Raw genomic sequence first — 25,572 nt, forward strand, 5'->3', positions numbered from 1 at the left:
TACAATCTGGAATTTGATTTTCATAGTACATTGCACGCGCATACAAAATACATTGGTCCCATAAGCAGATAAGAGGCAGGCTTCCCAATTGATCCCAACAATATTGCCAAAATTGTTCGTCATTATTCCGACTTCCTAAAGCAGTTTGAATAAGGTCAAAATTATGGCCTTCATATTCCATATATACACCACTAAATTAAAACCATTAAAAGAATACCAGCCCAAGCGGTTAATGATTCAGTTTCGCGCTCGCCGGCTTAGGCTGGTTCATAATGGTCTATAGACTGAAGTTTTGAGCTAACTCGTTGACGATCTGACGTTTTTGTTCACGCCCCTGATGAATATAGCGCATCGTAGTTTGAATGCTCTTATGGCCGGCCAGCTTGGCGATTTGATTGATTTCTTTGCCGGAGTCAGAAAGTGCAGAACAAAAGCCATGTCGCAGGCAATGAAAAGTGAACTTTTCCAGCTTGACACTACCATCTGAATTCAAAATATCCTTTTCGGAAATATCGGCCATTTTTAAAGCCTTACTCCACGCTTTGCGAAAATCCATTGGCTCTACAGGGTTACCACCGGCAAAAATAAGACCGCTGCCAACTTCCTGTAATCGCTTCAACTCAATCATAACAGCCGGCGGAAAGTGTAGCTCCTTGGCTTCGCCGTTTTTGGTGTCGGCAAGGTAGGTCGAATTATTTTTGAAATCAATGTCGCACCAGCGCAATTTCAACAATTCGCCCTTGCGTGCGCCAGTGGTCATTGCCATCAACACCAGTAAGTAAAGCTTGTCCCAATGTGATGCTCGGCAAGCATTTAGCAACCGTTGGCGTTCCTCTGCACTCAAAACCCTGTCACGTTGCTTGGTATCATTTTCGACCACGACATCGCGCACAACGTTAGTATCAATATAACCGCGACTCACTGCAAACTTGAATACGCTTGATAAGACCGCTTTTTTCCTGTTAATAGTGGTGCCGCGTATACCGTCGTCGATCATGCCATCGACATGTTCACGAATGTCGAAAACATCCAGGTCGGTCAAAAATCTGTCGCCGAAAACGTCGCACCAGTAACCAACCCTTGCAATTTGGTTGCGGTAATCCTTTTTGTTCCATTTTGACAAGTATTCGCTGCAGACCTCACGGAAGGTTTTGTATCTGATACGTTTGCCAGCTTGCAGGAACAGTTTAGCGCCGCCCATGCTCTCGATTTGTTGTGGTGACAACTGTAACAACTCTTTTTTGGATAAGGCGTTGATTGCTTCCAGCCGGGCTTGATTTCGAATCGTGAACAAATCAACGCCCAATTGTGAAAAAAGTTCCTCGCCGCCCATTGCATCAACGTCTGAATCGGATAAGGCAAGCAATTGAGCGGCATCCAGATTCGGAATTGTCTTAATACTGCGTTCGATCTTGTCCGCCCAAGCTTGTGCAAGCTTTTCGGAAGGAAAGGTTTTGTTTTTGACGATGCCTTTCATGCGGACATCGGCGCGGAAGTTTCCGTTTGCCAAGGGTCTGATGTAAGCCATCACACACCTCCAACAACGAAAAATGAAATCGAATTGGATAAATTTTTGGGAGTCATTGCGCCACCTCATTGAGCAAAGTTAAGCAGCACTGCGCCTAAATTTGCGCCTTGCTGCGGACTGTTGCTTCAACTCGACGGGCAATCTTGTTGAATACTTTTACAAATCAATCACTTAAATGGTGCCGGCAATAGGAATCGAACCTACGACCTTCGCGTTACGAGTGCGCTGCTCTACCTGCTGAGCTATGCCGGCTTTGGGGCTATTCTCGGGGGGCTAAAACCATAGGCGGGTTTGCTGTTGTCCCGATATGGAAGACAATTCTAATCAAAATAGCAGAACTGCTGCAATGCAACAGACGTTGAGGTTGCTTGGCAATGCCCTCTGACTAGATATGGTGGGTGCATTCTAACGCATTTGGCGACACCAGAAAAACTTAAGCGGGTTGTCGGAAAGAATGTGCTGAAAAAGTCTCCAGCCTTAGGCGACTTTGCATTGCGTAGGGGAGGCGCGATCTGCGATGTCGCGAAAGGCTGGAGTAATAAGAGTGAAGAGCGTATCAGTTTCCGCCTTTGAAACTGATTTCTAGTGCGTGCAGCGCATTCGCGCAATTTTCGTTGCTTTGGTTGTTCGGATTATCGTGGCAAGCTTGGTTTTGGGCTTTGGCTGCTTGGATATTGGCTACGTACCAAGCTACGGATTTTGCGTTCTCTTTGCCGGACTCATTGGCAATCGTCACGTTCATGGCGGCAGTTGAACCTAGCAGAACGATTACGGCGGCTATCAGCATCATGTGTGTTTTTTTCATAAAGACTCCTTGTTTATTAGATTATCGGGAATGGTTCCGCTCATGCGTGCCTGCATGAGGTGGCGATAATCTAGCAAAGAACTCTAACGTTTAAAATGTGGCCTATTGCCGCGCGACAATATGTCTCTGCACTAGGGGAAATCACACACTTTTCACATAAGGCATCGATTTTGCAACTGACTATGCGCGCTAAGCTGGGCGTGTATGTTTCGAGTATGGCACGGCAATTTGGAAGGAAGCCAAGGGTTTATACCAACCATTGTTAGATGGAGCGCGGGAGGGAGGGGGCGTGGGCTCTAGCTCGCCCTAGCTATATTTTGTGAGTGTTAATCGATAAACCCAGCTGCCGATAATGCCGGTAACGCAGGCGGCCGGCTTGCTTGGACTCTTCGCTGTTGTCCAATATTTCCAAAATCCGCTGGGTCGGCGCTTCGGTGGGAGGAAATAAAGAGGACAGGTTGACGATTACGCCGCGCCAGGCGTCCGGAATCTCGCTGCCGCCGATCAAAACCGTGCCGGGATATTGCGGCAGCAAGCCGCGGTAGGTCTGATGCGGTACGAAGCTGCCGGCGCGGAAGGTCCACAAGGCTTTGTCGATTTGCTCCGCCTGCTCGGCCGATTCGGCCAACACGTAGCAGAAAAAGCCGCTACGGTAGATTTTCTCGATCAATTTGCAGGCGAATTCCTGGCGCTGCTGCTGGTCGTGCGTGCCAAGCACGTAGAAACTGACTTCGGGCAGCGCGCTGTCGGTAGGGGCGGTCATGGCGGTTTAGGCGGAGCGGCGCGGCCGCCGCTCCCGGTTGGGTTGAATCAGGCCTGAGCCCGGTTCAACAGGTATTGCACCAACAATGGCACCGGCCGGCCGGTGGCGCCCTTGTTGGCGCCGGTGCGCCAGGCGGTGCCGGCGATGTCGATGTGGGCCCAACGATATTCCTCGGCGAATTTGGACAGAAACACCGCCGCGGTGATGCTGCCGCCGTCCGGACCGCCGATATTGGCCAGGTCGGCGAAATTGGATTTCAATTGTTCCTGGTATTCTTCCCAGATCGGCATCCGCCACAACAAATCGCAGGCGGTTTCGCTGGCGCCGATCAGTTCGTCGCAGAGTTTATCGTCGTTGCCGAACAAGCCGCTCGGTACCCGACCTAACGCGACGATGCAGGCGCCGGTCAAGGTCGCCATATCGATGATCACGTCCGGATTGTATTTTTTGGCGTAGGTCAGCGTGTCGCACAGGATCAAACGGCCTTCGGCATCGGTGTTCAAGATTTCGATGGTTTTGCCGGACATGCTGGTCCAGATGTCGCCGGGTTTGTTGGCGGCGCCATCCGGCAGGTTTTCCGAGGACGGCACCAGGCCGACGATGTTTAGTTTCAAATTCAATTGGGTCGCAGCGCGGATGATACCCAGTACGCTGGCGCCGCCGCACATGTCGTATTTCATTTCGTCCATGCCTTGGCCTGGCTTCAACGAAATTCCGCCGGCGTCGAAGGTCAGGCCTTTGCCGACCAGCACGATGGGTTTGGCGTTTTTATCGCCACCGCGGTATTCCAGGCAGATCAGTTTGGCAGGCTGGCGGCTGCCGCGTGTCACCGACAGGAACGAACCCATGCCCAGGGCTTCCATGTCGCTTTCTTCCAGAATTTCGCAACTCAACAGCTCGTGTTGGCCGGCCAGGGCCAAGGCTTGCTCGGCCAGATAGGTCGGCGTGCAGATGTTGCCGGGCAGGTCGGCCAATTGCTTGGTCAGCTCCACGCCCAGGGCGATCGCGACGCCTTGCTGCAATCCGGTTGTTGCGGCGGCTTTTTGGCTGTCGTTGGCGAGGATGCTCAGCTGTTGCAGCGGGATTTTATCGTCGACCTTTTTAGTGGCGCTGTACTGGTACAGGCCGTCGTTGAAGACTTCGACGATTTGCCGAGCCTTCCATTGATTGTCGGCGCCGTCGACCTCGATATCGAGCAATGCGCTGCTGGCGTTTGCCACTTTGCTGTCTTTGATCGTTTTGACTGCGGCGGCCAATGCCTTGCGGTATTGTTTGCGGCTGACTTTGCCGCGCTCACCAAAGCCGACCAGGACGATGCGGACGATATTACCGTCCGTCAGGTTGTTGACCAGCAGGGTCTCCGCGTTCTTGCCCTTGATGTCGCCGCGGGCGATCAGCTTGCCGATCAGGCCGCCATGCGCCGCATCCATGGCAGCGGCCGCCGGGCTGAGTTGTTGGTTTTCGTAGATACCCAGCAGCAGGCAATCGCTTTGCAGTTTGTCTAAGGGGGCGCTTTCTATAGAATAGTCCATTTGATACATCCACTATCAAGTGTCTTGGATTGAGGGTTTCTGCCGGTTGCAGCGGTATTGCGGCCGATTATACATGAGAATATCGGGAGAGAGTCTTTGAGCGTCGAGCGTGCAATGCCCAGCTCCGGCCGGCCGTTTCGGCTGCTGACCGTGCTGGATAAAATGATCATCAAGGAGTTGTTTTTCACGGTCACGGCGGTGTTGACCGTGCTGGTGGTGATTATCGTCAGCCGCAAATTCATCCGGGTGCTGGCACAGGCCATCGAGGGTAATATCGCCAACGAGACGGTGATGGCCTTGCTCGGCATGAAAATCGTCATTGCCACCACGGCCTTTTTACCGGCCGCCTTGTTCATGGCGGTGTTGATGGTATTGGGGCGGATGTACCGCGAGCAGGAAATGTCGGCCATTTCCTCGGCCGGCGGCGGGGCGTTCACGATTTACCGGTCGGTATTCTTGCTGGTGGTTCCGCTCAGCCTGGTCGGCGTAGGGCTGTCGATGTTCGCGGCGCCGTGGGCCGAGGCGCGGACCGAAGAACTGATGCACCAGGACAAGCAAAATGCCGATATCCGCGGTATTTCGGCCGGGCGTTTCAGCGAATACAGTGACGGCGAATTGATCTTCTATACCGAAACGGTGGACGATGAAGGCCACATGCACCATGTGTTCGTGCAGAATAAGCAGGGCGGCAAGCTCGGTGTGGTCAATGCCGAATCGGGTTGGCTGAAAAATCTGCCGGGCGGTTTGTATCTGGTGTTGGAAAACGGCCAGCGGGTGATGGGTGTGCCGGGCAATAAGGATTTCGTGATCGAAGCCTTCCAGGAATATTCGGTACTGATCGAGAAGAAGGTCACGGTGCTGAGTCTGGGCCGGGAGGCGATCCCGACCCGAACCTTGTGGGTGTCGCAGGAATTGCGCGACATAGCGGAAGTTCAAGACCGCTTGAATACGCCGCTGGGCGTCGTGTTACTGGCGGTTTTGGCGGTGCCTCTGGCCAAGCTGTCGCCGCGCGGCGGTATCTACGGCAGTATGCTGGTCGCCTTCGGCATTTACTTCGTCTACGGCAACCTGCAGCGGGTCAACCATAGCTGGGTCATCAGCGGCGCGTTGCCGGCCTGGGTCGGTTATTTTTGGGTGGATACGGCCTTGTTGTTGCTGGGAATAACGATGCTGGTCCGCCTGTACGGCTGGCGCTGGTGCTTGCAAAGTCTGACGGGAAAGGTTGCCGGATGAATGTGTTAACGCTTTATATCGTCAAGGAAGTGGTGAAAGGATCGCTGGTGGCGGTGATGTTGCTGCTGACCTTGTTCAATCTGTTCAGCTTCAGCGACGAATTAAAGGACTTGGGCCAGGGCGGCTACAATTTGCAGGCCATCTTGTGGTTTCTGACCTTGACTTCGCCGCGGGTATTTTACGAATTGGTGCCGTCTTCGGCGCTGTTGGGTAGCTTGTTCGTGGTCGGGGCGATGGCCAACAACCGGGAAATCGTCGCGATGCGCGGGGCGGGATTGTCGGTGGCCTGGATCATCCGCACTATCATGCTGGCCGGTTTGGTGTTGGTGGTGATTGCGGTGCTGGTCGGCGAATTCGTCGCGCCGCCGTGCGAGCGTGCCGCGCAATTGCTGAAAACGACGGCGCTGCACGACGGTGTCGTGATGCGCTCGCAATACGGCATGTGGCTGCGGGAAGGCAACAGCTTCATCAACGTTCGCAAAATTCTGGACGACGGCTCGCTGGCGGACGTGCGGATTTACGATGTCGGCGAAGACAAGCATCTGCAGCGCGTGACCCAGGCGGAGCACGCCCAATTTCTCGGCGACAAGCAATGGCGGCTCGAGGGAGTCAAACATTCGGAAGTCACCCCGCAGCAAATATTCGCCGGCGCTCAGGAGCAGAAGGCTTGGCGTTCGGGGATAGACTCCGATCTGCTGAAAGTGGCCGTGGTCAATTCCGATAACCTGTCGCTGTACGATCTGTTCATGTACATCGATTTTCTGAAGCAGAACAACCAGAAATCGCAAAGTTACGAGCTGGCGTTTTGGAGCCGGTTGATCAATCCGTTCGTCACCTTCGTGATGTTGATGGTGTCGGCACCTTTCGTGATCGGCATCGGCCGCGGCGTCAGTACCGGGGCGCGGATCATGATGGGCATCGTGATCGGCATGGCCTTCAATATTTTCGACCGGATTGCCGGCCACGTCGGTTTGGTTTACGACATGAATCCGATGTTGATGGCGATGTTGCCGAGTACGTTGGTCTTTTGTTGCGCGTTGTACGCGGTGAAACGGGCCAGCTAAAGACGGGTTAACCTTTAACGGAAGCGGGCACCGATGCGCCGCCTTGGTAGACGCCGGTTGCGCTAGGCAACCGGCTCGAGCGATAACGGAAGTTATTTGCGGGTCATGAACAGATAGAGAAATTTACATTTCAATATCATGTCCTTTTCGTCCATTTCCACGACGGCACAGTCTTCGTATTTTTCCCGCCCCGGAGTGACTTGTTTTTTGATCAAACCGTCGGCCACGCTGTATTTAATCGGAATCGTCATTTCGCCGATGCCGCTACGTGCGTCCTCACCAGTGGTGATCAAGGTGCCGTCTTTCTGAAACTCCCAGGTGACTTGGAGTTTTTTCTTCTCTCTGTCCAACGCCAGGGCTTCGGCGGTGACCTGCCATTTGCCCACTAACTTGGAATTGTCCGCCAACTTCACGTCGGCAACGGCATTGGCGGAGGCGAATACTGCAAACAGGGATAGGGCTATTGTTATTGTTTTCATCGTGTGCTCCCGGCTCATGAAGAAGATGGAGCCGGGAATATAGCACATCCGATTTTGGCTTCAGCGCTTTTCTTCGCAGTAGACGAGGCGGGTTTTGGACAGGCGGTCGTGCCAGCCTTGGCGATCCTTGTCGAACAAGCACCAAACAAATCCCAAGCCTAAGCAGACCCAGGATAACAGGGCGCTAACAAAGCGCAGCGCTGCGTGCGGCCAATCGACGGCTTGCTGGTTCGCGGAGACGAGTTTGATTTTCCAGGCGCGTAGCCCCAGGGTTTGGCCGCCGTGGGTCCAGAACCAGCCATAGAAAGCAAAGCCTACGGCCAACAGATAAATCGGATATAGAATTTGGTTCGAGGCGAAAGCTTGGCCTCCGTTTAGCGGAAGAGCCAGTGCGGTAGCGAGGAACAGTACGGCTAGCAACAGCAGACCGTCGTAGATTACCGCACCCATGCGGCGTAAAAAGCCCGGCGTCGTTGCTTGTTCGAGGCCGGGTTCTGCTTGGATGGGTCGGCTTGCTTTACGCAATTACTGTTCGAACGGCGCCAGTTTTTGGCCCATGTACATGCTCATTCCGACCAAAGCGCCAACCATGACGATGGAGAACAGGAACGGCGGCCGATGGAACAGCAATATCGCGAAATCGGCGATAAACAGGCTGGCGAATAAGGGACGGTCGACAAAACCCAGTAGAATCTTCTTAAACATACGCTCCACACTCCGAAGTAAAGTGCCCGCTGCCTGACGAATGGACGCGGGCTTGGCTGGTATTCAAGGTATTACGCCGTTACCCGACGAATGGTCAAATTCTACAGTCAACGCAAGGGAATGTAAAAGAAAGTGCTCGATTGAGCTTAATTCTGGCGAGGTGTTATGATAAAGCCTTCAAGCTGCGCGCCCCACAGCCTCGTGGTTTGGCAGGCATCATTAAATAAAGGAATACGGTTATTTTTAGTTTCATCAAAAAAATCTTTGCGCCCGTGAGTTTGGCTGCCCAATCGGCCGACGAGCCGGCTGTTGCCAATACCGTGAAGATTTATCCGCGTTCGGAGCATTGCATATCCCGGACCCAAATCAGCGAGAACGCACTCAAGGTATTGACGCGGTTAAAAAAAGCCGATTTCGAAGCCTATCTGGTCGGCGGTTGCGTGCGGGACTTGCTGCTGGGGCGGGAGCCCAAGGATTTCGATGTGGCGACCAACGCCAGTCCGGAGCAGGTGAAACAAATCTTCCGCAATTGCCGGATTATCGGCCGCCGTTTCCGCTTGGCCCATGTGTTTTTCGGTCGGGAAATCATCGAAGTCGCCACCTTTCGCGGCGGCGCCGATAACGAGGAATCGGACCGCCAAGTGGTGCACGAAGACGGCCGCTTGCTGCGCGACAACGTGTTCGGAACCTTGGAGGAAGACGTCTGGCGTCGCGATTTCACGGTCAACGCCCTGTATTACAACATCCGTGATTTTTCGGTAGTCGATTACACCGGTGGCATGCAGGACCACGCCGCCGGGGTATTGCGCCTGATCGGCGACCCGGAAGTCCGTTACCGGGAAGATCCGGTGCGGATGATCAGGGCCATTCGCTTTGCCGTCAAATTGGGTTTTACGCTGCATCCCGACACCGAGAAGCCGATTCATGCCCAGGCCGACTTGCTGAAAAGCATCCCCTCCGCCCGGCTTTACGATGAAGTCTTGAAGCTGTTTTTGGCCGGCTACGGTTTGCAAACCTTCGAAATGCTCAGGCATTACGGGCTGTTCGGAATTCTGTTCCCGGAGACCGAACGCTGTCTGGCTACTCAGGAACAGGACTTTCCGCGCCTGTTCTTGATTCGAGCGCTGGAAAATTCCGACCGGCGCTATAACGACGGCAAGACGCTGACGCCTTATTTTCTGTTGGCCGCACTGTTGTGGGAGCCGCTGCAGGTCGTCGCGCAAAAGCGCATCGGCAACGGCGAAAACGAGACTCTGGCTTATCAAAACGCCGCCAACGAAGTTTTGGCGCGGCAAATCAAAATCACCGCAATGCCCAGGCATATCACGCAGTCAATGCGCGATGTCTGGTTCATGCAGCCCAAATTTACCCGCACCGTCGGCACCCGGCCTTACCGGCTGTTGGAGCAGCCTAAATTCAGGGCGGCTTACGATTTCTTTCAACTGCGGGCGGAAACCGGCGGCGCCGATCCGCAACTGGTGGAATGGTGGGCGCAATTCCAGGAGGCCGACGAGGAATTGCGCAAACAAATGACTGCGGCCGGCAAATCCGGTGGCGGTAAACCGCGCAACCGCAAATCCGGGCGCTACCGTTCCCGAACCAAACCGGTCGCCAATCCGCAATGACGGCGCTGAATCCCGGCGTCGAAGCCTATATCGGCCTGGGAAGTAATCTGGACAATCCGGTCGAACAACTCAAGCAAGCGCGGGCCGAGATCGCGGCGCTAGCCGGCGTCGCCGAATTGGCCTTCTCTCCACTTTACCGTAGCGCGCCGGTTGGTCCTCAGGACCAGCCCGACTTTATCAACGCGGTGATGAAAATTTCCACGAGCCTGTCGGCAGCGGAGTTGCTGCGGCAATTGCAGGCCATCGAAAACGACCACGGCCGTTTGCGTCTGGTTCGCTGGGGGGCAAGGACGCTGGACCTGGATATTCTGCTTTACGGGCCAAGTATTATCGCCGAAGCCGAGTTGGCCGTACCGCACCCGGAAATGGCGAAACGGGCGTTTGTGCTGTATCCGTTGGCCGACATCGCGCCGGCCGATTTGCCTATCCCAGGGTTCGGGCCGCTGGCGGACTTGCTGGCTGCTTGCCCTAAGGCCGGCTTGCAAAGGCTGGAGCCATGAAACTTTACGCCGATACCGCGAAAAGTCTGACGATCAGCGATCTGGCCGCGATGAAGCGTAACGGCGACAAGATCAGTTGCCTAACCGCTTACGATGCCAGTTTCGCGGTGCTGTTGGATCAGGTCGGAATCGACGTGCTGCTGGTCGGCGATTCGTTGGGCATGGTGATCCAAGGCGCCAACAGCACCGTGCCTGTTACGGTCGACGACATGGCTTACCATTGCCGATGCGTGGCGGGCGCCGCGCAACGGGCATTCATCGTCGCCGACCTGCCGTTTGCCAGCTACGCCGAACCAACCCAAGCCTTGGCCAATGCTGCGCGCTTGATGCAGCAAGGTATGGCGCGGATGGTCAAGCTCGAGGGTGCAAAAATCGATGTAGTGCGTTTTCTGGTGGATCAGGGTGTGCCGGTCTGCGGCCATCTGGGTTTGCTGCCGCAATCGGTCAACCGGTTGGGCGGATATCGGGTACAAGGCCGTGACGCCGCGCAGGCCGAAGCTATCCTGCGAGAGGCGCAGCAACTGGAACAGGCCGGGGCCGGCTTGCTGGTGCTGGAATGCGTACCGGCCAGTTTGGCCAGGACAATCAGCCAGACGCTTGCCATCCCGGTGATCGGTATCGGTGCCGGCGTCGACTGCGACGGCCAGGTACTGGTGTTGTACGATATGCTCAACATCGGCGCCGGCAATCGGCCGCGCTTCTCCCGCAACTTCATGGCCGGCGCTGCCAGCATAGAAGACGCTGTCGCCCGCTACCATCAGGCGGTCAAAACCGCGCAATTTCCCGGTTTGGAACACAGCTACTAGCCCATGCAAACGGTTAATAACGTCGCCGAGTTAAGGCAAATCATCCGCCAATGGCGGCAAGCCGGCCAGAGCATCGGCTTCGTGCCGACCATGGGCAATCTGCACGCCGGACATATTCGTTTGGTCGAAACCGCCAAGACGCAAGCCGATAAGGTAGTGGTCAGCATTTTCGTCAATCCGACCCAATTCGGGCCGAACGAAGATTTCGATAGTTACCCGCGCACCGAAACCCAGGATGCGGAAAAATTGGCCGCCTGCAGCGCCGACTTGTTGTTTTTGCCCGGTGTCGCCGAAATATATCCGCAGGCTTCGCAAACCCGGGTGTCGGTGGCCGGGCTATCGGCGTTGCATTGCGGTGCCAGCCGGCCCGGCCATTTCGACGGCGTTGCCCTGGTGGTTTGCAAGTTGTTGAACATGGTCCAACCCGATCTGTTGCTGCTAGGGGAAAAGGATTTTCAGCAATTGACCCTGATTCGGCAGATGGTGGCAGATTTGAACATTCCGGTTACAGTCAGGGGTGTGGCGACGGTGCGGGAGGCCGACGGCTTGGCGATGAGTTCGCGCAACGGTTATTTAAACGAGTCGCAGCGGCAAACCGCTCCGGCTTTGTACCGGGCTTTGATTTCAGCCCGCGATACTGTGCTGGCTGGGGCGGCCGATTATCGTGCGGTGGAGGAGGGCGCTAAGCGTGCGTTGCAAGCGGCCGGATTTAACGTGGATTATTTTTCGGTTTGTCGTATCGCCGATTTGCAGTCGGCCGAACCCGGCGACGCGGAACTGGTGGTGCTGGCCGCCGCCAAATTAGGTTCTACCCGCCTGATAGACAACGTGTATTTTTGCATGCCAAGCGCTTGAACAAGCAGGGTTTTCGCGCAAAAATGCTAATGCTTAAATTTGATAGCCAATCCGATTTCAGGCATAATCGCCTGCCCTAGTATTGGAACTTGCTTACCATGAACATAAACATGCTTAAAGCCAAGCTGCATCGCGCCCGCGTGACCAATTCGGAATTGGACTACGAGGGTTCATGCGCGATCGACGGCAAGATTTTGGATTTTTCAGGGATCCGGGAATACGAGCAAATCCATATCTACAACATCAACAACGGCCAGCGTTTCACGACTTACGCTATCCGTGCCGAAGAGGGCTCGGGCATTTTCTCGATTAACGGCGCGGCCGCCCGCTTGGCATGCCCCGGAGATTTGATTATCGTCTGCGCCTTCGCCAGTCTCGACGAGAAGGAACTGAAAAACTACAAGCCGAATTTGGTTTACTTCGACGGCAACAACAAAATTACCCATTCCAGCCATTCCATTCCTGTTCAGGCCGCCTGATTCGATCGGCCGCCGTTTAAACACGGCGGCCGACAGCCTTTTTTAGGCTTCTGATACGTCGATTTCGCTGATTTTCTCGGTTAGCGTAATGCTCTGTTCTATCGCCACCAATACCTTTTGCATGCCGATACGTCTGTTGGCATTGATCAAAATCGGCGACTTAATCGAACCCTTGATGGTCGGTTTGCCGTTCTCTTGCTCGTTGTCCTTGTGCAGCAGGATCAGAATTACCAATTCATCGCCGGGCGCAATCTGTAGCAAGGCTTCTTCGGCGTCGGTCACGGTAAAGTTGTAATTGATATTGAAGTGGGCCGGATGCGCGACCGAAAAGGTTAGGTCTTCATTATCTACAGACTGTAGCCAATACACGATTTCGCTACCCTCCTGATGGAACAGTTTGAAGCGGGTTTGATCTTCAAAACCGGGCAGGCCGCGCGGAAAATTGATGATGGTTTCCGGATTGATTTCCTGGTTGCCTAATAACTTCGATTGAATTTCCATGGTCCCGCCCGTGTTGAATGAAATCTGAATCGGCAATTTCTGCCTAACGCACCAATGTATAGCATGGAGGCGGTTATTTGCAATCCCGCCTGCCGAACTAAGCGTTGCCTCGAGACAAAAGCAAATAAACGTGCAAGTTAAACAGACGCTGAAAATCTTGGAAACGGAGCGTAAGCAAAGTGAAGATTTTTAGCCCGCGATAGCCGGGGCGCCGGGCGGGTTTTCGTAGCGAAGCGGAGAAAACCTGCAAGACCTCGCGAAACGGCGTCAAGTCATGCGAGAGCCTAAGTTTCGATCCCCTTGTTGGGTCGAAACGAGGTGGCGCGGACGTATCGGGGTTGCCGAAGGCATGAGCGGTCACGTCCATTTCTGCTGATTTGTCGGTCAATGGATTCCGAAAAATCTTTCGCAAAAATAGCGACTCTCCGTCCGCCGGATTGGCGCGCGGCGGAGCGTGGTTCGACGTCAAATACGATTCCTACCTGCCCTTCGAGATGAGCGCCGGTGCCTGGCTTAACGGTATGCTGGCCCGCTATTAACTCATCGAATTCGGACTAGCTGACGCCATACCGCAAACTCGGGTCGTCAGTGGCCTTTTTTTCCACCTCTATCACCTTATCGGTGTGAGGCGAACCGCTTGCCCGCACCGCGTAAGGGACGAACTTTACTTGCCCTGGCATGCAATTGAGTTTAGCCGGGGTTATGCCCTGACCAATCGCGCCCGCCGCTTTTTCAACCAAACCACCACGCCGGTTACCGACAGCATGACGATGGCCAGACCGAGGATGCAGACCAAAATTCGGTAAGGCATGCCGAACACGTTGGCGGTGTGCAGCGCGGCTAGCCAACTGGTCACGGTATTGCCGGCATATTGGCCGCTGGGGAATAGCAGCAGTTTTTGCGCGCCGGTCGTGGCGTCCAATACCAGACGGGTATCTCCGCCTTTATCCTGAATGTCGACGCCGGTGCGGACGACGTAAACGTAAAAGCCCTTCGCCGGATTGAAACGAAACGATACCGGCTTTTCGATGGCGACGCCGCGTTCGCGGGCGGCCTGTGCCATCGATTCGCTGGCGATTCGGTACGCGTCGCGCCAGCCGATGGTTGGGTTTTCCAGCGGTTTGTCCAGGTCTGGAATATCGAGCCAAGGTTCGTGGTATTCGCCGAGCAGAGTCCGCGTCACCGGCGCATAGACGCTGTCGCTCAGGTTCATGTAAACGCTGGACCAGGCGAATGTCAGCAGCAATAGCCACAACCACAGGCCGCCGGCCCGGTGCAGATCGAAATTGATCCGACACGCGGAACCGCGCCATTTGATCTTCCAGGCTGGCGCCCAACGCGGCCAAAACGGCTTGGCCGGCGTCGTCGCGGCATGGCGCCGGCTGGACGGCAGCGTCAGGTAAAAGCCGACGAAGCTGTCCAGCGTCCATACCAGCGCGGTAATGCCCAAGATCCAGCCGCCGATGTCGTCCAGCGCCAGGGCGTAATGCAAGCGGTAGACGAACGGCATTAAATTGGTCAGGCCCTGGCCGAGGTCGCCCCATTTGCGCCGCCCCAATTCGTCGCCGTTGTAAGGATTCAACAGCATTTGGTCGAAATCCAATTCGTACGGTTTGCCGTTCAGCGGATTGGTCTTGGGTGCGACCCAGACTTCGACGGCGGCGTCGTTCAGGCTCACCGATTGGAAACGGGCGTTGGGCGCCAACGTTTCCACCCGTTCCAGGATGCTCGGTAAACCCATGCGCGCCCGGTTGCCGGCCGGCGCCGAGAATGCCGGGTTAAGCCAGGTATCCAACTCGTGGTAAAAGGCCAGCAAACTGCCGGTCAGGCCGACGATGACCAGAAAAACCGTCATCGCCAGTCCGGCGTAGCGGTGTACGACCACCCAAAAGGGGCGAAATTTCATAGGACACTCCTTTATTCCGAAACAGGTTTATATCCGGTAAGACGTATGGGCGCGGCAAATCCCTACATCGGCGCAAAAATCGCTGCGGCAGACTGGAAAGACGAGGGAAATCGGTTCGGCGTCGAAGCTGGCGGTCTGCCCGCTTCCGGGCCGGGAGCCTCGGATTCGGCGCAGTCGGGTGAGGGCGGTCAGCCCTGAGCGCCTTTGCCGATCAAGACCAGCCAGGGCGTGAGCCGGGTTACCCGGATCGGCAAGGTTTGTTGCAGCGACTCCAAGGCTTTGTCGGTATCGCGGATGTCGAAGCGGCCGCTGATTTTCAACTCGCGCAACTCAGCGTCGCGAACCAGCAGGGTTCCGCGCCGGTAACGGCCGAGCTCGGCGACGACCTCGGCCAACGTTACGTTTTCGAATGCCGCATAGCCCTTCAGCCAGGCGGCGGTGCCGCCCGCGGGATTGCGCTGAATATCCCCGCTGCGGTGGGCGGTAACCGAGATACTGTCGCCGGCTTGCAATAATGCTGGGTCGGCTTCGGGCCGGCCGACAGCCACCAAGCCGCTGGCCACGCTGACGCTGGTTTCGGCGCGGTCTTCCCTGACGGCGAAGCGGGTGCCCAACACCCGTACCGTACTGTAGCGGCCGCCGACTTGAAACGGCCGTTGCGGGTCGCGTTGCACGTCGAAAAAAGCCTCGCCCCGGTGCAATTCGACCTGGCGTAGACCGTTTTGCACGTTCACGCTGATGGCGCTGGCCGAATTCAGAGTCACTTCGCTGCCGTCGCCCAGCCTGAAGCTTTTGATCTCGCCGACGCCGGTGCAGTAATCGGCTCGCCAACAGTCGAGCGTCGGCCGGTAACCGGCGATAAACCCGATCAGGCATGCGGCGGCGGCCATGGCCGGAACCCCGCGCCAAACCCGCGGCCGCCGGCCCGGCGCCGATCCCGATGCAGCGTCGGCTAAAACCCAGCCGAATTCGGCATCGTCCCAAAAAGCTGCGGTTTGCGCATAGGCCCGGCGGTGGGCCGGATCGGCGCGGTACCAGCGTTGGAAATCTTCGCGCTCGGCCGGCGTCACCGTTTCGGCGCGCAAGCGGACGAACCAGGCCATGGCCTGTTCGGCGACGGCGTCGGCAGCGGCGGATACTGAAACGGGTTCATGAGCGGTCATGGCCGGATTATATAGTAGCGGCCGGGTATATCGGACGGGCGCCGGCCATGGCCTCAGACCTCATGGTAAGGGCGGTTGAAATGAACGCCCAGGCGCTTGCGGCAATGCGCCAAGCCTTTGATGATGTGTTTTTCGACGGCGCTTTCGGATATGTCCAGCAGCTTGGCGATTTCGCGGTAACCGCTGCCGTGTAATTTGTGCAAGATAAAAGCGTCCCGGCAGCGCGGCGGCAATTCGGCAATTGCCTGATGCAACAGGGCGCGCCATTGTTGGTCCGACAGTTGCGCTTCCGCATCGGGAAACAGCTCGGCTTCGCGGGCCGACCAAGCGGCGCGGTGCGCATCGACGATCTTGTTGTGCCGCAAATGGTCCATCGCCAAATTGCCGGCTATCCGGTACAAAAAACCGCGCGGATGCTCGATTGCGCCGGCGGCGGCGCTGCGGCTCAGTATCACGTAACTTTCCTGCAGCAGATCCTGAGCGGTATCCGGACATTGCACGATACGTTGCAAATGGTGCAGCAACTCGTTGCGGTAACGCCGGTAAAGGGCTCCGATGTCCAGACTCATGGTGGGCGGGATAGGAATGGGGATTGGCAGGCTACGTTGCCAGTTTCATGCCAGCAGGAAAACGCCTTTGCTATCAGTGCTTTGTCCAGGCTGCGCGGTAGCGCAATGTGCGATATCGCATAGCCGACCGGTTAAATGACGCAGTTTAGTTTTGCCTAACGGCCCTGGTTCCGGCACGCCGTTTTTGCAGCCAACGGATCAGTCCGGTCGCAAACAACACCGGGCAGGCCAGGCCGGTGATAAACACCAGAATCCTTCCCGGCATCCCGAAGGCCTGGCCGGAATGCAGCGGCCATTGCCAGTGGGTAAACACCTCGCCGGCGGTCGCAGTCGGCAAGCTGGGATCGTCCAGGTCCAAAATTTTGCCGGAATAGCGGTCCATCACCGTGCAACGCCGCTGCAAAATACTACCCGGCTCGTCGACGCCGTCCTGACACACGGTATAGGTTTGGCTTGGATTCGGCGCACCGTAAATCCAGTGCGGCCGGCCTTGCGGGTATTGTTTCAGCGCAATCGCCACCGCCTGGTCCATCGCAATGGCCGGCGCATTCGGGTAAGGCGGTTTGGATTGAAACCAGTAGCGGTAAGTTACCGGCGAAAACAGTTCCAGCACCGGCACCACGTTATGCGGCAACACCATGTAAATCCCAGAAAACAGCACCGGCAGCATCACCAGCGCGGTGTAAAAGCCGCTGGTTTTGTGCAGGTCGTAATTGAAGCGGACCTTGCCGGCGCCGAACTTGAAGGTCAAGGCATTGCGCCAGTGGCCGGTCAGCGGCCACCAGACGATCAAGCCGGTCAGGGTCGAGACGATCAACAGCGCCGCCGAGACGCTGACGACCACCGTGCTTACCTCGTTGGACGAAATCAGCAACGCATAATGCAGCTCGAACATGAAGTTGATGAACGTGGCCGGTAACCAGTCTGCGGACCGATCCAGCAGCATTTTCCCGGTAACCCGCGCCGTGTAAGGGTCGACTGCCACCAGCCATTGCTCGGTCTGCGCTGGGTCTAGCGGCAATTGGTAGCGCAACTTGAAGGCGGCGCTTGCGTTGCGCGGATAGGTGGCGAAGCTTTGCCGCGCTGTCGGCGGCATCGCGCTTTTGCCGGCCGCGAAGATTTCCGCCGGCGGCCGGTATTGGCCATGCGCCGGCTGCTCGACCACCAGCAATTGCGGATGCAACCATTCGTCGATCTCGGCGTAGAACACCAGAAAACTGCCGGTGATACCATAAATCGACAACAGAAATCCCAAGCCCAGGCCCAGCCACAAATGCACTTTCAGCCATTGTTTGCGGCGGGCATTCAGGCGGGACAGCGCAATAGAGCGGGTTTCGGCCGGAACGGACAGGCAAGGTTGCTGATTGGTTGCATTCATTGCGGTAACAAGAGTGAATTGAGAATTCGGCGAGTCCGGAGTTTGCCGCGCAACGCGGTTACGTTCAGCCTTAACTTGACGGCATTCGATTGCGGCGTAGGCCTCCGGAATGCCGTTTTTGCGGCATTTATCGGATAAGACGTTTCAAGGCGAAAAATCCTCACCGGCGAATTTCCCGGCATGTGCAAGTGCAAGATTGATTGAAGTGCGTGCGGCTATGCATACAAGCCCTTACTTGTAGCCGAATGCAAGCCTGCGGGGGCGATGACGGTTTGCGGCAGGTATTTGTTGGTGGCGTTATAGGCCTTGGTATTGGTGACGCTGTTGGTCGCCGTGGTTTTCTCGGTGACGGCGGTCGGCCGAGAAAACGCAGTGTAGCCGGCTGGGAAGCTGGTGTAGGCATAGGTCGTTACAGCGGCCGCGCCAGCGGCATCCAAGGGACGGGTGACGGTGGAAGGCAGACCTTGCGCGGTTTAGGCGTCGCTGGTCACCAAGCCTTTGGGATCGGTGACGCTGGCCAGGTTGTTAAACGCGCTCTCGTAGCTGTAGCTGGTCACCAAATTCGCCAGTCCGGAACCGGGGGTTTCGGTCTTGACGTTGTGGGTGCGCCTCGCGTAGGCTGGATCTCCTGAAATTTTGGAATGAGATTATGTCTCGCATGATTCAACAAGTGTCGTAAGGAGAAATCGAGATGCAGACAATTAAACAAATCGTTCATGACATTGCCGACCATCTACCGGAGCAGGCTACCTTCGATGATGCAATGTATGCGCTGTACGTGCGGCAAAAACTCGATGAGGGCCTACGCGATCTTGATGAGGGACGCTCCTACACACAAGAAGAAGTAGAACAACTACTGCTAGGCCAGCACTCCACGTGAAGGTCATCTGGTCACGTCGGGCGTTGCTGGACGTTGAACATCTCCGCGATTACATCGCTCAAGACTCGCCGGTTTATGCCAAGCCTTTCGTCGAACGCTTGCTGCGCGCTACTCGTCACTTACCACGATTTCCGCTCAGTGGCCGAGCGATGCCGGAGGCCGATAATGTACGCATCCGGGAAGTGATTTATCAAGGCTATCGAATCATCTATAGGTTACGCCCAGATACCATCGAGATAGTGATGGTGACACATGGCAGCCGTAATTTGGCCGGGCAGAATATTCCGCGGATTGATGAATAACGGGCTCCCCGTTAGGCGCTGACTGGTGTAATGCTCGTGTGCACCGTTGCCCCCGAGAGGGTAGCGGCCAAGCCGGTTTTATTGATAGCGGCCAGTTGGTCGAGGTTGTAGGCGGTAGGGGGATTCGGAGCGCAACGAAAATCCGCCAAACTCCCAACCGAGCCAATGACCATCGCAATAGGGTAAGCAATCATCATTCAGCCGCCATCATGGTGGATTGCCTATCGGCGAATCCACCTTACGGGTTGCCCAGTACCGTCACGCTGGGCAAAGTGGCTGTGCCTAAAGCCGATTGCGGATCGACGGCGGCCGATTTTTCCAGTGTGACGGTATTACCGTTGCTGAAACGGTAATTCAGGCCCGAACCTCGCAACAACTGTCGACACAGCCGACCTTGCGCGCCAGAAATTGGCGGATTTCCGCTTGGTAGCGCAAAAATGCGTCAAGTAACTGGGATTCGCCGACGGTTGGCATGCTGGCAGTAAACGGATGTAGGTTCGTTCCGGTCAGCAAATTACGGGCCATGCATTACGGCTCGGAGTCGGCCATGGCGCTTACGTCCGGCGCGGCAAGTCAAGTCGGTCGGCGAGAGAGTGCAGGATTGCAAGGTTGCCGGCCGGCACCACACGGAACCGCACCCCGGTTCGGCGCCTACATCGGCGCGCGCTGTTCGGGGCCGAAATTGCCGATTCGATCGGCGGCAGACTGCGGCAAAAGCCGCACAGGCTGAGGCATTTGCCGCAGTTTTGGCGGACGCCGCCCTGGCCGAGTCTCGCGCGCAGCTTGAGTTGCCGACAAAACGCCGAAATGGCACGAACACTGCTCGCGGCTTTGCTCGTCCGATGCGGGGGAGTGGCCGGTTTTCATGAGCATGTTTTTTTCCGAACAAGATATTTACCTGACATTTCTGAATTCCCGCCCCCACATCCAGCGGTTTCTGAATCATCGCCTGCATTGCCAGGAAACGGCGGCCGATTTGGTCCAGGACATCTACCTGCGCCTGATGCTGCTGAAACCGCCGCCGCGCAACGAGACCGAAGTGCGGGCCTGGTTGTTTACCGTGGCCGCCAACTTGTCCGTCGACCATTTGCGCCGGCAAAAGCGGCGCGGCGAATTGCTCAACCGCTATCTGGAACAAAACGAGGCCGACGATGCCGCCGCACCGGAACGTTTGGTGCAGGCGCGCGACCAACTCGGCATCGTACAGAGCGCGTTGGCGGAACTTCCCGACCAATGCGCCGAGATTTTATTTTTGAGCCGCGTCGAAGGGCTGAGCCACGCCCAAATTGCCAAGAACTTGGGTATTTCCTGCAGTTGGGTGGAGAAACAATTGGCCAGAGCGCTGCTGAACTGCCGGAAGGCTCTGGACCCGCCGGAGCGATAGTATGGCATTGCCTGTGCGGCTTTGGTTATAGTGGTCGCCCCCAACCGCCTAGCCTTACGCCGATGTCCGAAACGCCCGCACAACGCCGCGAACGCCTGCAGCAGGAAGCCGTAAACTGGCATCTGCGGCTGACGTCCGGCAGCGCCGACCCGGCTGCGGCGGAGGCATGCGCGCAGTGGCGACGGCAATCAGCCGAACACGACCAGGCCTATCGCGACTTAGAGGCGCTGTGGCAGCAACTGCCTGCGGCGTTGCAAGCCGATCGCCGTCGCCGGGGGCGGCCTGGCCGTCGGCGCCCGGTCTGGTTGCGGCACGGGGTGGGGCTGGCCGCGGCCGCCTCGCTGTTGGTCGCCGCCTTGGCCGGATTCTATCCCGATTATTGGCAGCAACCCTGGGCCGATTACCGGACCCGAATCGGCGAACAGACCTCGGTCGCCCTGGTCGACGGCAGTATCGCCCACTTGAACACCGATACCGCGCTGGACGTGGTTTGGAACGATAACGAACGCCGCGTGGTATTGCTGCGCGGCGAAGCCGAATTCGAAGTCGCCCACGATCCGCAGCGGCCGTTCCGGGTGGTCGCAGGCACGACATCCACCGAAGCGCTCGGTACCCGCTTTGTGGTGCGCTACGACGGCAATTCCGGATCGGTCAGTCTATTGCAGGGCAAGGTCCGCGCCAGTCGACCGTCTCCGCACGGCGCGCAAGCCGACAGCGCGGTGTTGGCGCCGGGCCAACGCCTGCATTTCGGCGCCAGCGGATTAAGCGCGCCGGAAGCGGCCGATAGCTCGGCCGTCGCCGCCTGGCGCCGCGGCCGCCTGATCGCCAATTTCATCACGCTCGGCGAGGCGGTCGCCGAAATCAACCGTTACCGGCGGGTGCCGATCCGCTTACTGGACGCGGAACTGGCACAGCGCCCGGTCAATATCGCCGTCGATCTGGAACATATCGACAATTGGCTAGATGCCCTGCAACAAACCCTGCCGCTAACGGTGGTCAAAGCCGGCCCTTGGCTGTTTTTGCGCTGATAACCTGCCCGCTATCGAAAAAGTCCAAAGGTTCTGTCCGATTGCGGCATGCGCTCGGCTATTCGCATAGCAGCACAAACCGCGACAATTTGCCGCAGATTTTCAGTACGGCTTTCCGTATTGCCATGCGTATTAGCCTTGGAATCAACTAAACACCAAGGACAATATGAAACCTCTTCCTCTCCGCCGCAGCCGTAACCGCGCCGCCGCCACGCTATGCCTGGGCCTCAGCGCCTCAGCGGCGATTCAGCCCGGCTTTGCCGAGCCGGCAGCAGCCAATTCCGCCGCGGTTTACCAATTCGAGATCGCCGCGCAACCGCTGTATTCGGCCTTGAGTCGATTGGCCGAACAAACCGGAGTCCAGTTCGTCTACGCGCCGGATTTGGTCAGCAGTTTGCAGGCGCCGGCGCTGTCCGGCCGCATGAGCGCGGCTCAGGCCTTGCAGAAGTTATTGGCTGGCAGCGGCTTGGCGCACAAGGCCGGCCAGGGTAATTCGGTGATTCTGGAAAAAACGGCAGTCAACGATCCGCAGTCCGCGCCCGGTTCGACCACGTTGCCCAGCGTTACCGTGGTCGGCAAGTCGTCTTACCTCGACGACAACGATCCGCGCAGCCGGGAGTACGCCAAAACGCATAGCGCCGCCGCCACCAAAACCGATACGCCGATCTTCGATACCGCCGCGTCGATCCAGGTCGTGCCCCGCGCGGTGATGGAGGACCAGAAAAACACCCGGATCAAGGATGCCTTGGAAAACGTCAGCGGCGTCCGCGCCCAACCTACGCTGGGCATGGGTACCGGCTTTATCGTCCGCGGCTTTAAAGTGGACCACGTCTTCCGCAATGGCTTGATCACGACCCAATCCAACGGCTTCAACAGCGAATTCGATATTGCCAATCTGGAAAGCGTCGAAATTTTGAAAGGGCCGTCGGCGATGCTATACGGCCGTAGCGAACCGGGCGGTTTGATCAACGTCACCACCAAAAAACCGTCGGAAACGCCGTTTTATTCGTTGGAGCAGCAGTTTGGCTCCTACGATCACTATCGCACCCAATGGGACGCGACCGGCCCGCTCAACGACGATAAAACCTTGCTTTACCGCTTCTCCGGCTCGTACCAGGACAACAATTCGTTCCGGGATTTGATCTTTACCGACCGGGTCAGCGTGTCGCCGAGCATCACCTGGAAGCCGAGCGATGCCACCGACTTTACCTTGAATGTGGAAGGCTTGAAGCAGGATTACCAAGCCGATTTCGGTATTCCCGCCGTCGGCACCCGCCCGGCCGATATCCCGATCGGCAACAGCTTCGGCGACCCCAACGATCCGGTCGACCATCTAACTAAGGTTCACTTGGGCACCGAGTTCAACCACCGTTTCAACCAGGATTGGGCGATTCATAACCGCTTCCTAATGAGCCGGGAAAACAACGACCAAGTGTTTATCAACCCGTCGCCGGCCTTCGATAACGCGTTGCTGGCCGACAACCGCACGCTGGGCCGCAATATTTTCTCGCAGGAGAACGAAGTCGAGGCCTACACCACCAATCTGGATTTGACCGGTAAATTCCAGCTGTTGGGGATGCAGCACGACGCCCTGGTCGGCTTCGACTACACCCTGTCGCACACCATGTACCACACCCAGGGCGACTGGCAGAACCGCAATCCGGCGCTGGATATCGATATTTTTAATCCGCGCGCCAGTTATGGCATCCCGACTTCGTTATTCGATTCGACTTTGGCCACTTACGTCCAGCCCGGCCGCGAATATTCGATGTTCGTCACCGAATGGTACGGCGCCTATTTTCAGGATCACATCACGCTGTGGGACAAACTGCATATCTACGGCGGCGGCCGTTACGATTGGGCCGAAGTCGGCCGCGGCCGCGGCGCCACCGAAGCCGCTGCGGAAAATGCGCTGGACTATTCCAATCCGTCGGTCAAGCGCAAGGACGAGGCCTTCAGCCCGAGAGTCGGCATCCTCTACCAACCTTGGCATTGGCTCAGCGTATACGGCAGTTGGAGTAATTCCTTCGGCGCCAATAACGGCATCACCGCCGCCGGTCAGGCTTTGGCGCCGGAAACCGGCGAACAATTCGAAGCCGGCATCAAAACCCAGTTGTTCGACGACCGCCTGTTGGCAACGCTGGCTTATTACCACCTGACCAAGAACAATATCATGACCGCCGATCTGAGCACGCCGGACCCGACCGACAATGCCGCAATCGGCGAAGCGCGCAGCCAGGGGATCGAGCTCGATGTCAGCGGCCGCTTGAGCGACAACTTCAGCATCATCAGTAGTTACGCGTTTACCGACGCCCGGATCACCAAAAACAACGACGGCTACGAAGGCACCCGGCTACCCAATGTGGCCGAACACTCCGGCAGTTTGTGGCTCAGATTCGACGCCAACGGTTACCAGGCGGCGGAAGGCTTCAGCATGGGTCTCGGCGGCGTGCTGGCCGGCAAGCGTGAAGGCAATTACGCCTATTACGGTAGCCCGTTCCAGTTGCCCGGCTACGTGCGAGTGGACGCGTTTGCCGCCTACAAATGGAATGTGCATAGATTACCGGTCACGGTCCAATTCAATATCCGCAATTTGTTGGACAAAACCTATTACGAATCGACCGACCCCGACGCCAACGTCTCGCCGCGTAACGGCGTCTACCCCGGCGCGCCGCTGATGGCGATCGGCTCGGTCAAGGTGGAGTTTTAAACCGGGCTGGGAGCCGGCTGGTTGCGGCATAGGCCGCAACTCCTCGATCTATCCCGGGTAACGTCGCGGAATGCGGCCGAGCGTCCACCGGCAATCGTTGGCAGGCCGGCCGTAAATTGCTTTGGCAGAAAACGAGGGAAAGTTGTCATTGAATCCTCCGCCAGAACGAGTAGGCTTGGTAGCGAGACCAGCTAACGGGGGAAAGTGTCATGACGGCATTTAGCTTTGCTCATCCGGAGAACTTCAAATATCAATCGCGCACTGTCGGCATCGTCGCGTTTCCCGGCGTGGAATCGCTGGACATCACCGGGCCGTTCGAAGTGTTCAACTTCGCCAATCTCGGCTTGGGCCAACACGGTATCGACTGCGAGCCGATTTACACGATCAAGCTGTTGGGTAGCAGCCCCGGGCCGGTAGCGACCATGTCCGGCCTGCAAGTCGTCGCCGAAGACATTTACGGCGATAGTTCGGCCGAATACGATACCTTGCTGATTCCCGGCGGCGACATTTCGCGGGAAGTGCACAACCGGGAACTGTTGGACTGGATCGCCGCGATGGCGCCTAAGGTCCGGCGCATCGCCTCGGTGTGTACCGGCGCCTTTTTGTTAGCCGAGGCCGGCCTGCTGGACGGCCGGATTGCCACCACCCACTGGCATTACAGCCAGCAATTCGCGCAATGCTATCCGAACATCCAGGTCGAAGCCGACCGGATTTTCATCAAACACGGTCATATTTTCACCTCCGGCGGCATCACCTCCGGCATCGATCTGGCTCTGGCCATGCTCGAGGAAGACTGGGGCCGCGATTTGGCGCTATATGTTGCCCGCTTCCTGGTCGTGTTTCTGAAACGGCCGGGTGGCCAATCCCAGTTCAGCAGTTATTTATCCAACGAAGCGTTCCAACGCACCGACTTGCGCGAATTGCAATCCTGGATTGTCGCCAATTTGCATACCGATCTGAAAGTGGAAGCGATGGCGGAACGTTTGGCGATGAGTCCGCGCAATTTCGCCCGGGTGTTTCTGAACGAAACCGGCATGACCCCGGCCAAGTTCGTCGAAACCGCCCGCATCGACCAAGCCCGGCATTTTCTGGAAACTACCGAACTCTCCATCGAAAGCGTCGCCGATAAGACCGGCTTCAAGGACCCGGAGCGCATGCGGCGCACCTTCCTCCGCCAGTTAGGAGTCAATCCGCAAAACTATCGACAGCGATTCAGTCGAGCCACATCTCTGCATTGACCAAGCCCGGATAAGGCCCGGCAACAGCACCGACGTTAGCCGCCAGATTTCCTTCGTACCCGGAGCGTTATCGGCTGGTGCTGAATTCCCCCCAATAACCGCGGCGATACCGCCGGCCGGACAGGCTACCGCTATGTCC

At 57.0% G+C, this 25,572-nt stretch carries 30 protein-coding genes and 1 tRNA gene; 14 read left to right on the forward strand and 17 right to left on the reverse strand.

What is annotated here, in order from left to right:
- The 6 genes from NP603_RS17425 to NP603_RS17450 form a co-directional block, all read right to left on the reverse strand.
- Positions 1-181 (reverse strand): hypothetical protein (locus NP603_RS17425; RefSeq protein WP_256612176.1); only part of this gene is annotated, 181 nt, incomplete at its 3' end.
- A gap of 96 nt (positions 182-277) precedes the next feature.
- On the reverse strand, positions 278-1,528 hold the full coding sequence (locus NP603_RS17430; RefSeq protein ID WP_256612178.1) for a tyrosine-type recombinase/integrase: 1,251 nt from the start codon (positions 1,526-1,528) through the stop codon (positions 278-280).
- Positions 1,529-1,704: 176 nt separating this feature from the next.
- Positions 1,705-1,780: transfer RNA gene (locus NP603_RS17435), tRNA-Thr, on the reverse strand.
- 304 nt (positions 1,781-2,084) lie between these two features.
- Positions 2,085-2,333 (reverse strand): EexN family lipoprotein, encoded by a 249-nt coding sequence (locus tag NP603_RS17440; protein ID WP_256612179.1) that lies wholly within the window; start codon positions 2,331-2,333, stop codon positions 2,085-2,087.
- A 310-nt stretch (positions 2,334-2,643) separates the two neighbouring features.
- Positions 2,644-3,096 carry a DNA polymerase III subunit chi gene (locus tag NP603_RS17445; RefSeq protein ID WP_256612180.1) on the reverse strand — a complete coding sequence of 151 codons (453 nt, stop codon included), beginning with the start codon at positions 3,094-3,096 and terminating at the stop codon, positions 2,644-2,646.
- Between the two features lie 47 nt (positions 3,097-3,143).
- A complete protein-coding gene (locus NP603_RS17450) occupies positions 3,144-4,628 on the reverse strand; it encodes a leucyl aminopeptidase (RefSeq protein ID WP_256612181.1) in 1,485 nt (494 codons plus the stop codon).
- 96 nt (positions 4,629-4,724) lie between these two features.
- Between NP603_RS17450 and lptF the strand changes: the two genes are divergently transcribed.
- Positions 4,725-5,861 (forward strand): LPS export ABC transporter permease LptF, encoded by a 1,137-nt coding sequence (gene lptF / locus NP603_RS17455; protein ID WP_256612183.1) that lies wholly within the window; start codon positions 4,725-4,727, stop codon positions 5,859-5,861.
- Complete coding sequence (gene lptG, locus NP603_RS17460; protein WP_256612184.1) at positions 5,858-6,925, forward strand: LPS export ABC transporter permease LptG; 1,068 nt, start codon at positions 5,858-5,860, stop codon at positions 6,923-6,925. The genes lptF and lptG overlap by 4 nt, the downstream gene beginning before the upstream one ends.
- Positions 6,926-7,017: 92 nt before the next feature.
- Here lptG and NP603_RS17465 read toward each other — a convergent pair whose 3' ends face one another.
- From NP603_RS17465 to NP603_RS17475, 3 genes are read right to left on the reverse strand one after another with little or no spacing between them, the layout of a single operon-like run.
- Positions 7,018-7,404, reverse strand: a complete 387-nt coding sequence (locus NP603_RS17465; protein ID WP_256612185.1) for a hypothetical protein — start codon at positions 7,402-7,404, stop codon at positions 7,018-7,020.
- Positions 7,405-7,464: 60 nt separating this feature from the next.
- Positions 7,465-7,929 (reverse strand): RDD family protein, encoded by a 465-nt coding sequence (locus NP603_RS17470; protein WP_256612186.1) that lies wholly within the window; start codon positions 7,927-7,929, stop codon positions 7,465-7,467.
- The gene (locus NP603_RS17475) at positions 7,930-8,109 is read right to left on the reverse strand and encodes a hypothetical protein (RefSeq protein ID WP_054762884.1); all 180 of its coding nucleotides are present in this window, start codon (positions 8,107-8,109) and stop codon (positions 7,930-7,932) included.
- A gap of 272 nt (positions 8,110-8,381) precedes the next feature.
- On the opposite strand from NP603_RS17475, the gene pcnB reads away from it, so the two are divergent.
- The 5 genes from pcnB (at position 8,382) to panD (ending at position 12,374) form a co-directional block, all read left to right on the forward strand.
- Positions 8,382-9,734, forward strand: a complete 1,353-nt coding sequence (gene pcnB, locus NP603_RS17480) for a polynucleotide adenylyltransferase PcnB (RefSeq protein ID WP_256612188.1) — start codon at positions 8,382-8,384, stop codon at positions 9,732-9,734.
- The gene (gene folK, locus NP603_RS17485) at positions 9,731-10,234 is read left to right on the forward strand and encodes a 2-amino-4-hydroxy-6-hydroxymethyldihydropteridine diphosphokinase (protein ID WP_256612189.1); all 504 of its coding nucleotides are present in this window, start codon (positions 9,731-9,733) and stop codon (positions 10,232-10,234) included. The genes pcnB and folK overlap by 4 nt, the downstream gene beginning before the upstream one ends.
- Positions 10,231-11,040: a 3-methyl-2-oxobutanoate hydroxymethyltransferase gene (gene panB, locus NP603_RS17490; RefSeq protein WP_256612190.1), complete on the forward strand. Its 810-nt coding sequence runs from the start codon at positions 10,231-10,233 to the stop codon at positions 11,038-11,040. The genes folK and panB overlap by 4 nt, the downstream gene beginning before the upstream one ends.
- A 3-nt stretch (positions 11,041-11,043) precedes the next feature.
- Positions 11,044-11,895, forward strand: a complete 852-nt coding sequence (gene panC / locus NP603_RS17495; protein WP_256612191.1) for a pantoate--beta-alanine ligase — start codon at positions 11,044-11,046, stop codon at positions 11,893-11,895.
- A 98-nt stretch (positions 11,896-11,993) separates the two neighbouring features.
- The gene (panD, locus tag NP603_RS17500; protein WP_256612192.1) at positions 11,994-12,374 is read left to right on the forward strand and encodes an aspartate 1-decarboxylase; all 381 of its coding nucleotides are present in this window, start codon (positions 11,994-11,996) and stop codon (positions 12,372-12,374) included.
- Between the two features lie 42 nt (positions 12,375-12,416).
- Here the strand turns inward: panD and fliW are convergent, their stop codons facing one another.
- The 7 genes from fliW to NP603_RS17535 all read right to left on the reverse strand — a co-directional run bounded on the left by fliW (position 12,417) and on the right by NP603_RS17535 (position 18,328).
- Positions 12,417-12,875, reverse strand: coding sequence for a flagellar assembly protein FliW (gene fliW / locus NP603_RS17505; protein ID WP_256612193.1), 459 nt, complete (start codon positions 12,873-12,875; stop codon positions 12,417-12,419).
- 97 nt (positions 12,876-12,972) lie between these two features.
- Positions 12,973-13,344, reverse strand: coding sequence for a hypothetical protein (locus tag NP603_RS17510; protein ID WP_256612194.1), 372 nt, complete (start codon positions 13,342-13,344; stop codon positions 12,973-12,975).
- A 231-nt stretch (positions 13,345-13,575) separates the two neighbouring features.
- Positions 13,576-14,781 carry a PepSY-associated TM helix domain-containing protein gene (locus NP603_RS17515; protein ID WP_256612195.1) on the reverse strand — a complete coding sequence of 402 codons (1,206 nt, stop codon included), beginning with the start codon at positions 14,779-14,781 and terminating at the stop codon, positions 13,576-13,578.
- A gap of 188 nt (positions 14,782-14,969) precedes the next feature.
- Complete coding sequence (locus tag NP603_RS17520; RefSeq protein WP_256612196.1) at positions 14,970-15,944, reverse strand: FecR family protein; 975 nt, start codon at positions 15,942-15,944, stop codon at positions 14,970-14,972.
- Between the two features lie 53 nt (positions 15,945-15,997).
- Positions 15,998-16,513 carry an RNA polymerase sigma factor gene (locus tag NP603_RS17525; RefSeq protein ID WP_256612197.1) on the reverse strand — a complete coding sequence of 172 codons (516 nt, stop codon included), beginning with the start codon at positions 16,511-16,513 and terminating at the stop codon, positions 15,998-16,000.
- A 145-nt stretch (positions 16,514-16,658) separates the two neighbouring features.
- Positions 16,659-17,891, reverse strand: coding sequence for a PepSY-associated TM helix domain-containing protein (locus NP603_RS17530; protein ID WP_256612198.1), 1,233 nt, complete (start codon positions 17,889-17,891; stop codon positions 16,659-16,661).
- Positions 17,892-18,106: 215 nt separating this feature from the next.
- Positions 18,107-18,328 carry a hypothetical protein gene (locus NP603_RS17535; protein ID WP_256612199.1) on the reverse strand — a complete coding sequence of 74 codons (222 nt, stop codon included), beginning with the start codon at positions 18,326-18,328 and terminating at the stop codon, positions 18,107-18,109.
- A 254-nt stretch (positions 18,329-18,582) separates the two neighbouring features.
- Here NP603_RS17535 and NP603_RS17540 point away from each other — a divergent pair, with 254 nt between their 5' ends.
- The 3 genes from NP603_RS17540 (at position 18,583) to NP603_RS17550 (ending at position 19,426) form a co-directional block, all read left to right on the forward strand.
- Entirely contained in the window at positions 18,583-18,771 is a 189-nt protein-coding gene (locus NP603_RS17540) for a hypothetical protein (protein ID WP_256612200.1), read from the forward strand.
- Positions 18,768-19,073 (forward strand): type II toxin-antitoxin system RelE/ParE family toxin, encoded by a 306-nt coding sequence (locus NP603_RS17545; protein WP_256612201.1) that lies wholly within the window; start codon positions 18,768-18,770, stop codon positions 19,071-19,073. Before NP603_RS17540 ends, NP603_RS17545 begins: the two co-directional genes overlap by 4 nt.
- A 209-nt stretch (positions 19,074-19,282) precedes the next feature.
- Positions 19,283-19,426 carry a hypothetical protein gene (locus tag NP603_RS17550; RefSeq protein ID WP_256612202.1) on the forward strand — a complete coding sequence of 48 codons (144 nt, stop codon included), beginning with the start codon at positions 19,283-19,285 and terminating at the stop codon, positions 19,424-19,426.
- 1 nt (position 19,427) lies between these two features.
- On the opposite strand, the gene NP603_RS17555 is transcribed toward NP603_RS17550, so the two are convergent.
- Entirely contained in the window at positions 19,428-19,598 is a 171-nt protein-coding gene (locus tag NP603_RS17555; RefSeq protein ID WP_256612203.1) for a hypothetical protein, read from the reverse strand.
- 340 nt (positions 19,599-19,938) lie between these two features.
- Between NP603_RS17555 and NP603_RS17560 the strand changes: the two genes are divergently transcribed.
- From NP603_RS17560 to NP603_RS17575, 4 genes are all read left to right on the forward strand, one after another.
- Complete coding sequence (locus tag NP603_RS17560; protein ID WP_256612204.1) at positions 19,939-20,457, forward strand: RNA polymerase sigma factor; 519 nt, start codon at positions 19,939-19,941, stop codon at positions 20,455-20,457.
- A gap of 62 nt (positions 20,458-20,519) precedes the next feature.
- Positions 20,520-21,485: a FecR family protein gene (locus tag NP603_RS17565; protein ID WP_256612205.1), complete on the forward strand. Its 966-nt coding sequence runs from the start codon at positions 20,520-20,522 to the stop codon at positions 21,483-21,485.
- Between the two features lie 166 nt (positions 21,486-21,651).
- The gene (locus NP603_RS17570; RefSeq protein WP_256612207.1) at positions 21,652-24,195 is read left to right on the forward strand and encodes a TonB-dependent siderophore receptor; all 2,544 of its coding nucleotides are present in this window, start codon (positions 21,652-21,654) and stop codon (positions 24,193-24,195) included.
- A gap of 209 nt (positions 24,196-24,404) precedes the next feature.
- A complete protein-coding gene (locus NP603_RS17575) occupies positions 24,405-25,433 on the forward strand; it encodes a GlxA family transcriptional regulator (RefSeq protein WP_256612208.1) in 1,029 nt (342 codons plus the stop codon).
- Positions 25,434-25,572 lie beyond the last annotated feature (139 nt).

Source organism: Methylomonas aurea, assembly GCF_024505045.1.
Taxonomy (GTDB): Bacteria; Pseudomonadota; Gammaproteobacteria; order Methylococcales; family Methylomonadaceae; genus Methylomonas; species Methylomonas aurea.

Bases quoted from the DNA above. Each gene is read 5' to 3' on its own strand.
- folK (WP_256612189.1), top strand. From the start codon at position 9,731: ATGACGGCGCTGAATCCCGGCGTCGAAGCCTATATCGGCCTGGGAAGT.
- panB (WP_256612190.1), top strand. From the start codon at position 10,231: ATGAAACTTTACGCCGATACCGCGAAAAGTCTGACGATCAGCGATCTG.
- NP603_RS17440 (WP_256612179.1), bottom strand. From the start codon at position 2,333: ATGAAAAAAACACACATGATGCTGATAGCCGCCGTAATCGTTCTGCTA.
- NP603_RS17445 (WP_256612180.1), bottom strand. From the start codon at position 3,096: ATGACCGCCCCTACCGACAGCGCGCTGCCCGAAGTCAGTTTCTACGTG.
- lptG (WP_256612184.1), top strand. From the start codon at position 5,858: ATGAATGTGTTAACGCTTTATATCGTCAAGGAAGTGGTGAAAGGATCG.
- NP603_RS17450 (WP_256612181.1), bottom strand. From the start codon at position 4,628: ATGGACTATTCTATAGAAAGCGCCCCCTTAGACAAACTGCAAAGCGAT.
- NP603_RS17560 (WP_256612204.1), top strand. From the start codon at position 19,939: ATGAGCATGTTTTTTTCCGAACAAGATATTTACCTGACATTTCTGAAT.
- NP603_RS17530 (WP_256612198.1), bottom strand. From the start codon at position 17,891: ATGAATGCAACCAATCAGCAACCTTGCCTGTCCGTTCCGGCCGAAACC.
- NP603_RS17525 (WP_256612197.1), bottom strand. From the start codon at position 16,513: ATGAGTCTGGACATCGGAGCCCTTTACCGGCGTTACCGCAACGAGTTG.
- NP603_RS17550 (WP_256612202.1), top strand. From the start codon at position 19,283: ATGGTGGATTGCCTATCGGCGAATCCACCTTACGGGTTGCCCAGTACC.
- NP603_RS17430 (WP_256612178.1), bottom strand. From the start codon at position 1,528: ATGGCTTACATCAGACCCTTGGCAAACGGAAACTTCCGCGCCGATGTC.
- NP603_RS17555 (WP_256612203.1), bottom strand. From the start codon at position 19,598: ATGGCCCGTAATTTGCTGACCGGAACGAACCTACATCCGTTTACTGCC.
- panD (WP_256612192.1), top strand. From the start codon at position 11,994: ATGAACATAAACATGCTTAAAGCCAAGCTGCATCGCGCCCGCGTGACC.
- NP603_RS17565 (WP_256612205.1), top strand. From the start codon at position 20,520: ATGTCCGAAACGCCCGCACAACGCCGCGAACGCCTGCAGCAGGAAGCC.
- fliW (WP_256612193.1), bottom strand. From the start codon at position 12,875: ATGGAAATTCAATCGAAGTTATTAGGCAACCAGGAAATCAATCCGGAA.
- NP603_RS17575 (WP_256612208.1), top strand. From the start codon at position 24,405: ATGACGGCATTTAGCTTTGCTCATCCGGAGAACTTCAAATATCAATCG.
- NP603_RS17465 (WP_256612185.1), bottom strand. From the start codon at position 7,404: ATGAAAACAATAACAATAGCCCTATCCCTGTTTGCAGTATTCGCCTCC.
- NP603_RS17570 (WP_256612207.1), top strand. From the start codon at position 21,652: ATGAAACCTCTTCCTCTCCGCCGCAGCCGTAACCGCGCCGCCGCCACG.
- NP603_RS17515 (WP_256612195.1), bottom strand. From the start codon at position 14,781: ATGAAATTTCGCCCCTTTTGGGTGGTCGTACACCGCTACGCCGGACTG.
- NP603_RS17540 (WP_256612200.1), top strand. From the start codon at position 18,583: ATGCAGACAATTAAACAAATCGTTCATGACATTGCCGACCATCTACCG.
- NP603_RS17520 (WP_256612196.1), bottom strand. From the start codon at position 15,944: ATGACCGCTCATGAACCCGTTTCAGTATCCGCCGCTGCCGACGCCGTC.
- NP603_RS17475 (WP_054762884.1), bottom strand. From the start codon at position 8,109: ATGTTTAAGAAGATTCTACTGGGTTTTGTCGACCGTCCCTTATTCGCC.
- panC (WP_256612191.1), top strand. From the start codon at position 11,044: ATGCAAACGGTTAATAACGTCGCCGAGTTAAGGCAAATCATCCGCCAA.